The following is a 12,755-nucleotide window of genomic DNA, read 5'->3' as shown; positions in this document are numbered from 1 at the left end:
CGCCCCGATCGGGCGCCCCGCCCCCGTCCTGTCCCGCTCCGTCCCACCGTCACTGCCCGGAGGCACTCCGATGCGACAGTTCACCGCCGTCGTCAATCCCACCGCGGGCGGCTCCACCGGGGCGGCCGCGCTGCTCCCCGTCGCCCGGCTGCTGCGGGAGGCCGGAGCCGGGCTGGAGACCGAGTACAGCCGCAGCCTGGCCCACGCGCAGGAACTGGCGCGCCGCGCCGGCGAGCGGGGCCGGATCGTCCTGGCCGTGGGCGGCGACGGCATCGCGGGCGGGATCGGCGGCGCCCTCAGCGGCACGGACACCGTGCTGGGACTGGTCCCGGCCGGCCGCGGCAACGACTTCGCCCGCGCGCTGCGGCTGCCCACCGCCCCCGAGGACCTGACCCGCGTCCTGCTGCGCCACGAGCCCCGCCGCGTCGACACGATCGAGGTCGAGTCGGCGGTCCACCCGCGCACCGTGGTGCTCGGCAGCGTGTACGCGGGCGTCGACGCGCTCGCCAATCGGCACGCCAACCAGGCGCGCGTGCTGCGCGGTGCGGCCTCGTACTACGCGGGAGGTCTGCGCGCGGTCACCGGCTGGCGTCCGGTGTCCTACCGCGTCACGGTCGACGGGCAGGAGCACCTGCACCGGGGCTACACCGTCGTGGCCGCGAACTCCGCGTTCTACGGCTCGGGGCGCATCATCGCGCCCGCGGCCCTGACGGACGACGGCCTGCTGGACGTCGTCATGATCCGCGAGGCCCCGCGCCGGCTGTTCTTCACCCTCATGAACGAGCTCAAGACCGGAGCGCACACCGCCCGGCCGGAAGTGGTCATCCTGCGGGGCCGGGAGATCCGCATCGAGGCGGACCGGCCCGTGCCCTACGGGGCCGACGGGGAGGTCGAGGCCACCCTCCCCGTCACGGCCCGGGTACGGCCGGGCGATCTGTCCATGCTCTGCTGAGCCGAAGGGCCTGTCCGACCACTCCCGTCCGCCCATCGGGCGACGACGCGGAGTGCCGGACAGGCCCTGGACAGCCCGTCCCCGGCGTACCGCCGCCGGTCAGCCCGCGGTGGTCTCGCCGCTCGCGCTGCCCGCCAGCCACTGGTCCCAGCTCAGGTTGAACGAGGCGTAGCCGTTGTCGGCCGAGGCCTTCGCGCGCGGGGAGCCGGTGACGGACACCGGGTCGCCCTGCTTGACCTGGCCGTAGAACCACTTGGCGTCGGACATCGACAGGTGGACACAGCCGTGCGAGCCACGGGCGCTGCCGCTGCCCGGGTTCGGGTCACCGGTCGAGTAGTGGACGTAGGTCCCGGACTGGGTCAGGTGCACGTCCCAGGGAAGGGTCAGGTCGTAGTAGTTCGCGTCGCCCTTGTTGCAGCTGATGCCGACGCTGCACGAGGTCATGTGGACCTTCTCCTGCTTGTCGATCACCGCCATCACGCCGTTCCACGTCGGGTATTCGGCGCTGCCCGCGTTGATCGACAGCGTCTTCACGGGCGCGCCGTTCTTCGTGACCTTCATCGTGTGACCGGTGACGGACACGTCCGCGCGGACGTCGTCACCGACGGTGAAGTCGTGCACGTAGGACCGGGTGCCGTAACGGCCGTTGCCGTTGGAGACACCCTTCAGGTCGGCGGTGATCTTCACCTTGGTGCCGGTCGCCCAGTACGACTTGGGCCGCCAGTCGGCGCGCCGGTCACCGAACCAGTGCCAGGCCCCCGTCATCGGCTGGGAGCTGGTGACCTTCATGTGCTTCTCGACGTCGGCACGGGCCTTCTGCCCCACCGGGTTGGTGAAGATCACCGAGATCGGCATCGCGACGCCGACCGTGGCGCCGGTCTGCGGCGTGATCGTCTCCAACAGCATCGGCGGCCCGGCGGGCTTCGTCGGAGTCGGCTTGGCGCTGGCCGCCGGCTTCTTCGACCCGCCCTTCCCGTCGTCCGAACTCGCCTTAGGCGTCGTACCCCCGCCACAGGCACTGGCCCCCGCCAGCACCGCCGTCATGACGAGTGCCATCGATATCCCGCTACGTCGCTTCACTTTTACCCCGGCTCACAATCGTGCCTGCCTCACTTCTCTTTTGGACTGCGGGCGCCGCCGCACGGTTGCAGCGGATGTGTAAAGCGCAGTTCAAAACCCGACTCGGGAGACGTCGTCTGCCCGTTCGGAGCGGGATTACACGCCGGGGTGCCCGCGCCCGGCGTCCGGGCCGGGCGCCGACACCCCGTCACATCAGGCCGCCTCAGGCGCCGGAGGTCTCGCCGGGCCGGACCAGATGCCGGGCGAGGAAGCGGACCGCGCTGTCGGCCTCGAACCGGGGCAGTTCCTTGTGCCGGCCGGAGTTGGCGTGCAGCGTCTTCTCCTTCGAGGCGAAGGCGTCGAACAGGGCGAGCGCGGCCTCGCGGGGGATGTGCTCGTCGTCCCACTGCATGGCGTACTCGACCGGGACGGTGATCTCCTTCGCCTTCTCGGCCAGCCGGTCGGGCCAGTGCTGTCCGAGGACGGCCGCGGTGATCCTGGGTTCGGCGGCCACGAACGGGACACCGATCGCGGTGCCCATGTTGAGGCCGAAGTACCCGACCGGCCCGTCCGGGCCGATCTCCGGGAGCTCCTGGAGCGCGTCCAGGGCCGCCCGCAGCTCGGGTACGGCGATACGCGCCAGATGGTCGTTGTAGCGGACGACGACCGGGCCCTCGGGCTCGCCCGCCTCCCTGGCCCGGAACAGTTCGGCGATCTCGCGCTCGTCGTGCTCCGAGCGGGGCCGGTCACCGTGGCCGGGGGCGTCGAGGACGGCGACGTGGAAGCCGCAGCCGGTCACCAGCAGGCGCGCGCGGCCGGCCATCGCCGGATGCTTCTTGTGGTTGCCGCCGCCGTGCCCCATCAGCACGAGCGGCGCACGGTCCGCGCCGGAGGAGGGCGACCAGAGGACGCCGGGGACACCGTCCACGACGAAGTCGCGTTCGGTGACGCCGTCCGAGGACGAGCGGTGGGTGAACTGAAGAGAGTGCATGAGGTGTTGCCCTTCGGGAGTGCCTGATGGTCGAGGCGCTCCCGGCGACACCTATGTCGGTCGTCCGGCCGTGATCACAAGGGGGAGCACCCACGTCGGTACAGCGTTCACGGGTCTCACCTCCTCGGGCGGTGTCACGGACGCGAGAAAGCTATCAGCGCCCGCCGCGGACCGCCGCCGGTTTTCCGCGGCCTCGCCACGACGGTGCTACGAGCGGCCGCGGGGAGCCACGTCGACCTCCTCCGGGGCCCTCGCGGGTCCTCGTACAAGAGTGCCCCGGCCCGAGCGGACGAGCGGCACGAGGGCGACGGCACCGGCCACGGCGAGCGCGGCGGCCACCCGCAGCACCCCGTCGATCGCCGAGCCGTCGGACGCGGCGGCGCCGGTGGAGCCGCTGATCTCCTCCAGCACGGTGGCGGCCACCGTCACGGCGACCGCGCCCCACAGCACCAGCGAGGTCAGCACCAGTCCCGAGGCCGCCGCCAGCCGCCCGGCGGACACGTACGACTGGGTCGCCGCGTTGGTGAGCGCCCAGCCCAGCCCGACGCCCGCTCCCACCACGGCGAACACGGCGGCGTAGAGCGGCAGCGGGCGCGCCCAGGTCAGCGCGGCGAGCGCCACCCCGCTCAGCAGCAGGCCCACCGCCATCAGCACCTCCGCCCGCCACCGGTGCGCCAGGTGCCCCGACCAGTAGCTCGCCGCGCCGACGCCCGCCGACAGCGCCAGGAACACCACGCCCGACTCCAGCGGCGACAGTCCGCGCGCCTGCTCCAGATACAGCGCCGCGAGCACCGCGACCAGGCAGTACACGATGTTCGACACCGTCCCGGCCACGGTCACGGTCACGAACGGCCGGTTGTGCAGCAGGGACAGATCGATCAGGGGTTCCGCCGCCCGCCGCTCGACCAGGACGAACAGGCCCAGCATCACCACGCCCACGGTGAAGCACGCCACGGTGGCCGCCGAGTCCCAGCCCCAGTCCGATCCCTGGTCGACGCCGAGCATCACGGCGGTCAGGGCGACGGCCAGGGTGACGGCACCGGGCAGGTCCATGCCGCGCGCTGCGGTCTCGTCCCGCGATTCCGTCACGTACCGCAGGGTCAGGACGACGGCCAGCAGACAGAAGGGCACGTTCAGCAGGAAGACCGCGCGCCAGCTGACGAGCTCGGCGAACGAGCCGCCGACGAAGGGGCCGAGCGCGGTGCCGACCGCGCTGAAGGCGAGGACCGTTCCGACGGCCCTGCCCTGCCGGGCGTCACGGAAGTGCGCGGTCACCACGGCCACCGCGATCGGCAGGACCAGGGCGGCGGTCATGCCCTGGACCACCCGTCCCACGGTGAGCCAGGCCGCGTTCTGCGCGGCGCTGCACACCACCGACATCACGGCGAAGCCGGTCAGTCCGACGACGATGACCCGTCTTCGGCCGTAGAGGTCGGCGGCCCTCCCGCCGACGATCATCAGGGCGCCCAGGGTGAGCATGTAGCCGCTCACCAGCCACTGCAGGTCGGTGGCGGGGGTGCCGAAATCGCGGGCGATCACGGGCAGCATCAGATTCAGCGCGAACCAGTCCAGCTCGACCAGCAGCACGGCGATCGAGGCGGCGGCGATGACGGCGCGGTCCCGGCGCGAGAACAGGGGGGTCGTCCGGCCTGCGGATCCGCTCACCACGACCATCCCCTGCCACGGGTCACCCCTCCAGCCAGCGTGCGTGCGCCCGGGGAGGCCCGCAACCGGAACCCGCCCGGCCGCTCGGCCCCGGAAACGGCCCCGGGCCCGCCTTCGCACGTCAGCGCCCTCGGGACGGCCGCGCGGGGGCATCGACGCGCTCCTCAACTCCCGTACCGCGCCCACCACATGACCTGCCCGAGTAGGATGATCGAACATTTGGCCTGCCCGCGTTCGCGTGGTGCGATGGGAGCTAGCATGACGATCGACCGACAGTCGTTTCCGCCGCTCGACACCAGCAAGGCGCACCCCGCGCGGGTCTACGACTGGCTGCTGGGCGGCAAGGACAACTACCCGGTCGACGAGGCGGTCGCGGAGAAGCTGCCGCCCGAGGCCCGGGACGCGGCCCGGCAGAACCGCGAGTTCATGCACCGGGCGTCCGCCTGGCTCGCCGAGCAGGGCATCGACCAGTTCCTGGACATAGGCACCGGCATCCCGACCCAGCCCAACCTGCACCAGATCGTCCAGGGCATCACGCCCTCGGCGAAGGTCGTCTACACCGACAACGACCCGATCGTGCTCCGTCACGCCGAGGCGCTCCTGGTCAGCCGGCCGGAGGGCGTCACCGACTACATCCAGGCCGATGTGCGCCGGCCGCAGGAGATCGTCGAACACGCCCGGCACGTACTGGACTTCGGCCGTCCCATCGCCCTGTCGCTGATCGCCCTGATGCACTTCATCCCCGACGAGCAGGACGCCCACTCCATCGTGGCGAACCTGGTCGAGACGCTGCCCTCGGGCAGCTACCTGGTGCTGTCGCACGCCTCCTCCGACCTCTTCCCGGAGCTGTCCGCGCAGGTCACCGCCGAGTACGCGAAGGGGGGCATCCAGCTCGGCTTCCGCGCCCGGGCGGAGGTGGAGCGCTTCTTCGACGGCCTCGACCTCGTCTCCCCCGGCCTGGTCACGGCGACGGAGTGGTTCCAGGGGGCACCGGCCCCGGCGCAGGAGGACAGCGGCATCTACGCGGCGGTGGCACGCGTGCGCTGACACGCGCCGGAGAACGCGGCGCGGGCGTCTCCGCGCCGCGCCACCGGCGTACGGACGGTACGTCCCGGCGCCGCGTATCGCGTAGGCGTTTCGCGTCCATGCGGGTGGCGTATCGGGCGGCGGCGAGCCCCCGACGGCATGAGCGGCGTTGTGCAGGACACCAGCTCACGCTCCGTCAGAGAGGACGTCCCGTGCGTCGAACCATGCTGTTTTCCGTCTGTGCCCTCGTCGCCGCCGCAGCCACCGGCTTCTTCACCACCAGCGCCATCCGCAACCGCTGAGACCAAGGCGTCCCGGTCCGGTCAGTCCGCTCCGCCGTCGTCCGCGGCGGAGCCGCGTCCCGTGCGGCCCGCCGCCCGCATCCGCAGCGCCGCCGGGATGACGAGCCAGAACAGGATGTACAGCCCGGCCACGCCCGCGACGATCCAGGGCACGTAGGAGTCGTCGTGGGTGGCCGTGCGCAGCACCAGCAGCAGGGAGGAGGTCATCGTGAGCAGCAGGAGCAGCAGTCCCAGCAAGGTCAGCCGGGACGCCCACACGACGGCCTCCGGCTTGATGTAGCGGCCGGTCACGATGCGGTGGAACGCCACGGGGGCGACCAGTGCGCCGATGGCCGTGGCCCCGAGGACGATCGTCACCATGTACAGCGTCTGGTCCGCCTCGGACAGGCGGCGGTAGGACGGCTGGAAGACGACGGTCAGCAGGAACCCGAACAGGATCTGCACGCCCGTCTGGGCCACGCGGATCTCCTGGAGCAGGTCGCCCCACTTGCGGTCGGCCCGCTCCTCGGGCGACTCGTCCCGGCCGTCGGCCGCGCTGCCGCCCCGCTTCGGCGGTCCCTCTTCGGACGGCACGGCGCTCAGCGGTCCAGCGCGTTCTTCAGCTGCTGCTTGCTCATGGACGAGCGGCCGTGGATGTCGCGCTTCCTGGCTTCTTCGTACAACTGGTCCTTGGTGGGACCCTGGGCCCCCGAGTGCGAGCGTTCGCCGCCCCGCTGCGAGGCCGACTTGGGGTCCCGCAGGGACGCCTTGCTCGCCGTCTCGGACTCCCCCGCCCTGGCCCGTTCCTTGTTCACGGTGCGCGCCGCGATCTCCTCGGCACGCTTCACGGACTCGCCCCGGTCCCGCGCGCTCTCCTTGATGTGCTCGTACTGCCGCTCGCGCTTCTCGTTCGATCCTGCGGGCATGGTGCGACCTCCTTCGGGTCGTGGCCGGTCCGTGGGACATCGAGTACCCCCGATGCTCCACGAGCTCACGGTTCGCCCGGAATTACGCCCCCTACGGCCGGTGGTCCGTCGAGGCCGGCACCATGACGCGCCCTGCGGTCCTGCCTCACGGCCTTCGCGCGGCACCGCCGTCCCTGAAGGGCCGGCGGTGCCGCACCCGGCGCCCGTTCACCCCTTGCGGTGGCGGACCGCCAGCCAGATCACGGCGGCCGTACCCGCGGCGACCAGGACCAGCGACCGGTTCTCGCGTGCCAGGCGCGCCCCGTGGGCCGCCTGCTGCCGCAGGGGCTCCGGTGCCTTCTCCTGCCACAGGTCACCGGCCTGCGCGGCCTTGCCCCGCACCTGCTGCGCGGCCTGGGCCGCCCTGTCCTTGACCGGGTCGGGCACCTTGCCCTGGACCGCGTGCGCCGCCTTGGCGGCCCTGTCCTTCAGTTCCCCCGCCTTGGCCGCGGCCTGCCCGGCCACGTCGGCGGTCTTCTCCCTGGCCTGCTCGGTGACCTCCACGGTCCTCTCCTTCACCTCGGCGCCCTTTTCCTTGGCGCGTGCCTTCACATCGGCCTTGTCCGCCAGTGCCTGGACGGTCTCCCCCAGCTCGGCGCGGGTCCGCTCGACCTGTTCGCGCATCTCGCCGGGCGTCGGGGCCGTGTGACCGGCGTCGGACGGCTCGCTCATCGGTGGGCACTCCTCTTGATCTCGGCGACATCGGCCTTCACGTTCTCGATCGCCTGCTCCGGCTTGGGCGGGGCGGCGCGGCCGGCCTGCCTCTTCCCGGTCAGCGCCATGACCGCCGCGACCGCGCCCAGCGCCACCGTGACGATCAGCGCCGCGGCCCACACCGGCAGCGCCACGGCCAGCGCGGCGATCGCGGTGGCCACGAGCGCCTGGAGCATCAGGAAGCCGACCAGTCCCGCGCCGCCGAACAGGCCGCCGCTCTTGCCGTAGCGCCTGCCCTTCTCCCTCATCTCCGCCTGTGCCAGCCGGAGTTCGGCCCTGACCAGCTCGGTCAGCTGCTGCGAGGCCCGCTGGACCAGCTCACCTACCTGATCCGGCCCGGTCTCCCGCGTCCGCCCGGCCGATCCGTCGGACCGGGTCCGCACTTCCGACACGGTGATCACCTCCTGCCCGTGTTCCGCGTCGGGCCGGGCACTTCGGTGTGCTCCGGCCATCACTGTGGACCGGGTACCCCGAACCGGGCGTTCCAGGGCGGTTCATGTTCCGGAGCGGCCGACGCCGACGACATCGCCCTCTCACAGCTCACGCAGGGCGGGAAGCAGCTCCTTCTCGGCCCAGTCCGTGAAGGGTTCCTGGTGGTCGCCGCCGATCTGGACGAGCGCGACCTCGGTGAACCCGGCGTCGGTGAAGGCCCGTACGGCCTCGACGACGCTCTCCACGTCGTCGCCGCAGGGGATGGAGGCGGCCACGTCCTCGGGGCGCACGAACCGGGTGGCGCTCTCGAAGGCGGCGGGGCCCGGCAGTTCGGAGTTGACCGGCCGGCCGCCGCCGAACCAGCGGCGTGTACCCGATCCGCACCATGTCGCTCTCCTTCCACCCTTCGTCCCGGCTATCGCTTGGCCCCGAGCCGCAGGTCGACCTCCTTCTCCCGGTCTCCCGTGGCCGTGCCCCGCTCCTGCACCGCGAACGCGCCGTTCAGGGCCGCGCGCAGGAGGTCGACGGCCAGACAGCCGCCCTGGAGCGTCGCGCTCACCGGGCCCGCCAGCGGTGCCGGACCGGTCGGGATGCGGTCGTCGGCGGGCGCGATCTCCGCCGTCCAGACCGGGGCGCGGCCGCCCGGCGGCTCCTGTGGCACGTCCTCGAAGGGCGGGTCGGTGGGGAACGCCGTCCTCAGGACGCCGAACACGGTGGCGGCGTCCTGCCGGGACGTTCCGGTGAGGGACACGGTGACCACGGGTCACTCTCCATTCCGCTGAGGTACGACGGTGTACTTCGCGTCCCGCGGGGAGGCGGCGGGGGGCCACCACCGGCCGGGGCGCGCACGGCGCGGCCCGGGGTCAGGCCGTCGGTTCGTCCGGCACAGGGTCCTCAGGACGGGGGCTTCCGGAGTGCGGGGCGCTTCTGCGGCCGGTGCCGGCCTCGTCGGTGTCGGGGACCTCCGTGTCCGGGGCCTCCGTGTCCGGGGCCTCCGCATCGGGGACCTCCCCGTCGGGCGCCTCCGTATCGAGGGCTTCCGCGTCGGGCTCATCCGGTTCCCCGGCCTCGCCGTCCGCGCCAGGGCGCTTCGGTCCCGGTGCGGAGCCCGTGGGCGACTGCCCGGGTACAGCGACGACGTCCCAGGGGTCCTCGTCCGGCGTCGCCTGCTGATCGGGCGGATCCCTCGGTATGGGTTTGGGCATCGGCCCTGCTCCGGTCCCGGGGCCGTGCGGGCGCGGCTCGCTCACGGCGACCTCATTTCCTCGCGCGGGTGTGGCGTGACGCGCAAGTACCCCTCTCGTTCGTGATGATGCAGGTGATCACGGGACCCGCCCCGCGTCCTCCCCGGCCCCGGCGGTCGCGTGCGGGCTCCTCCACCGCCGGTTCCCAGGGGGCACGCCTCCTTCCGGGTGGTGCATGCCCGCAGCCGCGCAGGGCCCTGGATGAGCCTGGCCCTGCCCCCACGACCACGACGAGCACGCGGAGGCCACCTTGCGGGCGACGACTCCATCCCCTTCGGCGGACAGCGCCGTGACGCCGGAATGAGAGCGCGACGGCTGGGCACGACGGTCGCCGAGATCCTCGTGTGGCAGGTGTCCCTGTCGGCGCTGTGGCTCGTGCTCATCAGCACCGTCGACCCGCTGAAACTGTTCGTCGGGCTGGGCTGCACCCTGGCGGGCGCGGTCGCGGTCGCGGGCGCGGCGGTGGCGGCACGGCGGGTGGTCCCGGCCACCGGGTCGCCTGTTCCGGCGTTCCCGTCGGCCACTTCACCGGCACCAGCGGTCCCGATCACCACGTCAGCGGTCCCACCGCTCCCGACCGCCGCTTCGCCGGCACCCGTGCGCCTGACCACCCCTTCACCGACACCAGCCGTCCCCTCCGCTACTGCAGCGCCCGTACCGCCGCCGTGAACACCGGGGGCAGTCGGGAGGCCGCCGGGACGATCAGGCGGGCGGTGGCGGGGCGGCGGCTCGCGGCGAGCAGGGTTCCGGTCAGCAGCCGGTGACGCCGGGTCAGACGGGCCCAGGCCCGTTCGTACTCCGGCGCCCGCCCCGCCGCGAGACACCGCACCGCCGCCTCCGCCGTCGCCAGCCCGAGCGCGATCCCCTCTCCGGTGAGGGCGTCGACATAGCCCGCGGCGTCACCGACGAGCAGGACGCGTCCGGCGACCCTGCGCCGCGCCCGCTGGAGCAGCGGTCCGGCGCCGCGCACCTCCGTGGCCCCGGCCCCGCGCAGCCGGGCAGTGAGGTCCGGGAAGGCGTCCAGGTGCTCGTCGTATCCCCGGCGCACCCGGCTGAGGACCGCCACCCCGACCAGGTCGTCGGCGACGGGTGTCACATAGGCCTCGCCGTGCCCGGACCAGTGGACCTCGACGAAGTCCGTCCAGGGCTCGACCCGGTAGTGGCGGCGCAGTCCGTAACGCCGGTGCGCGGCTCCGGGCCGTTCGAGGCCGAGGCCCCGGCGGACGGCGGAGTGCAGGCCGTCGGCGGCGATCAGCCAGCGTGCCGTGATGCCCGCCGCAGTGACCGACCCGGCGGTCTGGCGCACCTCCCCCACCTTGCCCGGCACGATCCGTACGCCGAGGCCGAGCGCGCGCTCGTGCAGGGCGCGGTGCAGCTCGGTGCGGCGGATGCCCAGGCCGCGGGGGCCGCGGAAGGACGCCTCGGCGCGGGCGGTGCCGTCCACGTACCGGATGCCCCGCAGTTCCCTGCCCGCGGCCTCGACGCCGAGGGCCCGCAGCCCGGCGACGCCGCTGGGCATGACGCCCTCGCCGCAGGCCTTGTCCACGGGCGCGGTCCGCGGCTCGACGACCACCGCCTCGAGGCCGGCCAGCGTGCTGTGGATCGCGGCGGCCAGACCGGCCGGGCCGCCACCGGCCACCAGGACGTCGATCACGCCGGGACGGACCCGAGCGAGGACGCGGCACCCGCGAGCGCCCGGTTCTCGCACCGGATCCGGACGGTGAGCAGGGCGGCGTCGGCGAGCGTGAACAGCGCCGCCGTGACCCAGGCGGTGTGCACGAGCGGGAGGGCCAAGCCCTCGGCGACGACAGCCACGTAGTTGGGATGGCGCAGCAGCCTGTAGGGGCCCCGGGCCACCAGGGGCAGACCGGGTACGACGATCACCCGGGTGTTCCAGCGGTGCCCGAGGGTGGTGATGCACCACCAGCGCAGCGCCTGGGCGCCCGCGAGCACGGCCAGCATCGACCAGCCGAGCACGGGCAGGAAGGGCCGGTCGGCCAGCCGGACCTCGGCCAGACAGCCGACCAGCAGAGCGGTGTGCAGGGCGACCATGACCGGGTAGTGGCCCCGGCCCGCCTCGGTCGCGCCGCGCGCCCGGCTCCACCGTTCGTTGCGGCGGGCGACGACGAGTTCCCCCACCCGTTCGGCGGCGACGGCGGCCACCAGCAGTGCGTACCAGTCCATGTGTCCCGCTCCCACCGTTCCATGTCGTGCGCCGGACCGCCTACCAGCGCAGCAGCACCAGTTCGCAGGCGAAGCCGGGCCCCATCGCGAGGAGCAGGCCCGGGGTGCCGCCGGGCGGGCGGCGGTCGGCGAGGGTGTCCCGCAGCAGGTGCAGCACGGACGACGAGGAGAGGTTGCCCACCTCGGCCAGATGACGCCGGCTGATGTCGAGGGCCGCGTCCGGCAGCTCGAGCGCCTCGCCGACGGCGTCCAGGATCTGGGGCCCGCCGGGGTGGCACACCCACGCGCTCACGTCCTTCGGCTTCAGCCCGTGTCCGTCCAGGAACCCCCTTACGTCGTCGGCGAGATGACGGCGCACGACGTCCGGGATGCCGGGATCCAGTACGACCTGGAAGCCCGAGTCCCCGATCTCCCAGCCGAGGATGCGTCCGGTGCCGGGGTACAGCCGGCTGCGCGTGTCCACGATGGTGGGGCCCGGGATGTCGCCGGGGCGGGCGGATCCACGGACCACGACCGCGGCGGCGCCGTCGCCGAACAGGCCGGTGGCGACGAGGTTGGCCGGGGAGGGGTCGTCGCGCTGGAAGGTGAGCGAGCACAGCTCCACCGACAGCAGCACCGCCACCTGATCGGGCCGGCCCAGCAGATAGTCGTGGACGCGGGACAGGCCCGCGGCTCCCCCGGCACAGCCCAGGCCGAACATCGGCACGCGCCGGACGTCGGGCCGCAGTCCGAGACGCCCGGCGACCCGGGCGTCGACGGAGGGCGCGGCGATGCCGGTGACGGAGGTGAAGACGAGCAGGTCCACGTCGGCCGGGGTGAGTCCGGCGAGACGCAGCGCCTCCCGGACGGCCTTCGCGCCCATGTCCGTCGCGGTACGGACGAACACGTCGTTCGCTGCGCCGAACCCGTCCAGGGCCTCGTACTGGTCGAGCGGCAGCGTCAGATGGCGGGCGCGGACCGTCGCGGCGCGGTGCAGCCGGTCGAGGGCGTGGCGGTCGGCGCCCCGGGGCAGACATCTGCGGGCCACCATGTCCGTGATGGCGGACTGGTCGTAGCGGTGCGGCGCGAGGGTTCCGTGAACGGCGGCGATCCGCGTCATAGGGCTCCCGTCCGAACCGACTGGGGTGGGCTGCCCCACAGCCCTTCCCCGCACCGGCACTCCGCCACCAGGGATCCCCCGTCCGGCGGCCTGAGGCAGCGGCTGCGCACGTCCGGCGGCCCGTGCGGCGGGGATCGTCGTCC

14 protein-coding genes and 1 pseudogene are annotated in these 12,755 nt (G+C 73.2%); 3 read left to right on the top strand and 12 right to left on the bottom strand.

Features of this window, described 5'->3' with window-relative positions; all coding sequences use genetic code 11:
• Positions 1–70 precede the first annotated feature (70 nt).
• Positions 71–952: a diacylglycerol kinase family protein gene (locus IO36_RS24270; RefSeq protein WP_037622945.1), complete on the top strand. Its 882-nt coding sequence runs from the start codon at positions 71–73 to the stop codon at positions 950–952.
• 99 nt (positions 953–1,051) lie between these two features.
• Here the strand turns inward: IO36_RS24270 and IO36_RS24265 are convergent, their stop codons facing one another.
• The 3 genes from IO36_RS24265 to IO36_RS24255 form a co-directional block, all read right to left on the bottom strand.
• Positions 1,052–2,008, bottom strand: coding sequence for a L,D-transpeptidase (locus IO36_RS24265; RefSeq protein ID WP_037622944.1), 957 nt, complete (start codon positions 2,006–2,008; stop codon positions 1,052–1,054).
• A 226-nt stretch (positions 2,009–2,234) separates the two neighbouring features.
• Positions 2,235–3,002, bottom strand: coding sequence for an alpha/beta fold hydrolase (locus IO36_RS24260; protein WP_037622943.1), 768 nt, complete (start codon positions 3,000–3,002; stop codon positions 2,235–2,237).
• 207 nt (positions 3,003–3,209) lie between these two features.
• A complete protein-coding gene (locus IO36_RS24255; RefSeq protein WP_158997466.1) occupies positions 3,210–4,667 on the bottom strand; it encodes an MFS transporter in 1,458 nt (485 codons plus the stop codon).
• A 258-nt stretch (positions 4,668–4,925) separates the two neighbouring features.
• Here IO36_RS24255 and IO36_RS24250 point away from each other — a divergent pair, with 258 nt between their 5' ends.
• Positions 4,926–5,714, top strand: coding sequence for an SAM-dependent methyltransferase (locus IO36_RS24250; protein ID WP_037622942.1), 789 nt, complete (start codon positions 4,926–4,928; stop codon positions 5,712–5,714).
• A gap of 302 nt (positions 5,715–6,016) precedes the next feature.
• On the opposite strand, the gene IO36_RS24245 is transcribed toward IO36_RS24250, so the two are convergent.
• The 6 genes and pseudogenes from IO36_RS24245 to IO36_RS24225 form a co-directional block, all read right to left on the bottom strand.
• Positions 6,017–6,568 carry a DUF6328 family protein gene (locus tag IO36_RS24245; RefSeq protein ID WP_051900892.1) on the bottom strand — a complete coding sequence of 184 codons (552 nt, stop codon included), beginning with the start codon at positions 6,566–6,568 and terminating at the stop codon, positions 6,017–6,019.
• A 5-nt stretch (positions 6,569–6,573) separates the two neighbouring features.
• On the bottom strand, positions 6,574–6,900 hold the full coding sequence (locus IO36_RS24240; RefSeq protein ID WP_037622941.1) for a hypothetical protein: 327 nt from the start codon (positions 6,898–6,900) through the stop codon (positions 6,574–6,576).
• A gap of 207 nt (positions 6,901–7,107) precedes the next feature.
• Positions 7,108–7,611, bottom strand: a complete 504-nt coding sequence (locus IO36_RS24235; protein ID WP_037622940.1) for a DUF3618 domain-containing protein — start codon at positions 7,609–7,611, stop codon at positions 7,108–7,110.
• Positions 7,608–8,036 (bottom strand): phage holin family protein, encoded by a 429-nt coding sequence (locus tag IO36_RS24230; protein WP_051900935.1) that lies wholly within the window; start codon positions 8,034–8,036, stop codon positions 7,608–7,610. The genes IO36_RS24235 and IO36_RS24230 overlap by 4 nt, the downstream gene beginning before the upstream one ends.
• A gap of 150 nt (positions 8,037–8,186) precedes the next feature.
• A pseudogene (locus IO36_RS44800) lies at positions 8,187–8,450 on the bottom strand (LLM class F420-dependent oxidoreductase); the annotation flags it as partial.
• A 50-nt stretch (positions 8,451–8,500) separates the two neighbouring features.
• The gene (locus IO36_RS24225) at positions 8,501–8,845 is read right to left on the bottom strand and encodes a hypothetical protein (RefSeq protein WP_037622939.1); all 345 of its coding nucleotides are present in this window, start codon (positions 8,843–8,845) and stop codon (positions 8,501–8,503) included.
• A gap of 685 nt (positions 8,846–9,530) precedes the next feature.
• Here IO36_RS24225 and IO36_RS46935 point away from each other — a divergent pair.
• Positions 9,531–9,998: a hypothetical protein gene (locus tag IO36_RS46935; protein WP_158997464.1), complete on the top strand. Its 468-nt coding sequence runs from the start codon at positions 9,531–9,533 to the stop codon at positions 9,996–9,998.
• On the opposite strand, the gene IO36_RS24215 is transcribed toward IO36_RS46935, so the two are convergent.
• From IO36_RS24215 to IO36_RS24205, 3 genes are read right to left on the bottom strand one after another with little or no spacing between them, the layout of a single operon-like run.
• Positions 9,970–10,983, bottom strand: a complete 1,014-nt coding sequence (locus IO36_RS24215) for an NAD(P)/FAD-dependent oxidoreductase (RefSeq protein WP_037622936.1) — start codon at positions 10,981–10,983, stop codon at positions 9,970–9,972. The two genes, IO36_RS46935 and IO36_RS24215, sit on opposite strands and share 29 nt — an antisense overlap.
• Positions 10,980–11,513: an isoprenylcysteine carboxyl methyltransferase family protein gene (locus IO36_RS24210; RefSeq protein ID WP_037622935.1), complete on the bottom strand. Its 534-nt coding sequence runs from the start codon at positions 11,511–11,513 to the stop codon at positions 10,980–10,982. The genes IO36_RS24215 and IO36_RS24210 overlap by 4 nt, the downstream gene beginning before the upstream one ends.
• 40 nt (positions 11,514–11,553) lie before the next feature.
• Positions 11,554–12,612 carry a type III polyketide synthase gene (locus IO36_RS24205; RefSeq protein ID WP_037622934.1) on the bottom strand — a complete coding sequence of 353 codons (1,059 nt, stop codon included), beginning with the start codon at positions 12,610–12,612 and terminating at the stop codon, positions 11,554–11,556.
• Positions 12,613–12,755: the final 143 nt, after the last annotated feature.

Source organism: Streptomyces aureus (assembly GCF_000725495.1).
In the GTDB taxonomy this organism is placed as follows: Bacteria; Actinomycetota; Actinomycetes; order Streptomycetales; family Streptomycetaceae; genus Streptomyces; species Streptomyces aureus_B.
Note: the sequence above shows the minus strand (reverse complement) of the source record. Positions and strands in the feature narration are given on the sequence as shown.

Excerpts from the sequence above, each read along its gene's own strand:
- IO36_RS24270 (WP_037622945.1), top strand. The coding sequence starts at position 71 with ATGCGACAGTTCACCGCCGTCGTCAATCCCACCGCGGGCGGCTCCACC.
- IO36_RS24265 (WP_037622944.1), bottom strand. The coding sequence starts at position 2,008 with ATGGCACTCGTCATGACGGCGGTGCTGGCGGGGGCCAGTGCCTGTGGC.
- IO36_RS24260 (WP_037622943.1), bottom strand. The coding sequence starts at position 3,002 with ATGCACTCTCTTCAGTTCACCCACCGCTCGTCCTCGGACGGCGTCACC.
- IO36_RS24250 (WP_037622942.1), top strand. The coding sequence starts at position 4,926 with ATGACGATCGACCGACAGTCGTTTCCGCCGCTCGACACCAGCAAGGCG.
- IO36_RS24240 (WP_037622941.1), bottom strand. The coding sequence starts at position 6,900 with ATGCCCGCAGGATCGAACGAGAAGCGCGAGCGGCAGTACGAGCACATC.
- IO36_RS24235 (WP_037622940.1), bottom strand. The coding sequence starts at position 7,611 with ATGAGCGAGCCGTCCGACGCCGGTCACACGGCCCCGACGCCCGGCGAG.
- IO36_RS46935 (WP_158997464.1), top strand. The coding sequence starts at position 9,531 with ATGAGCCTGGCCCTGCCCCCACGACCACGACGAGCACGCGGAGGCCAC.
- IO36_RS24210 (WP_037622935.1), bottom strand. The coding sequence starts at position 11,513 with ATGGACTGGTACGCACTGCTGGTGGCCGCCGTCGCCGCCGAACGGGTG.
- IO36_RS24205 (WP_037622934.1), bottom strand. The coding sequence starts at position 12,612 with ATGACGCGGATCGCCGCCGTTCACGGAACCCTCGCGCCGCACCGCTAC.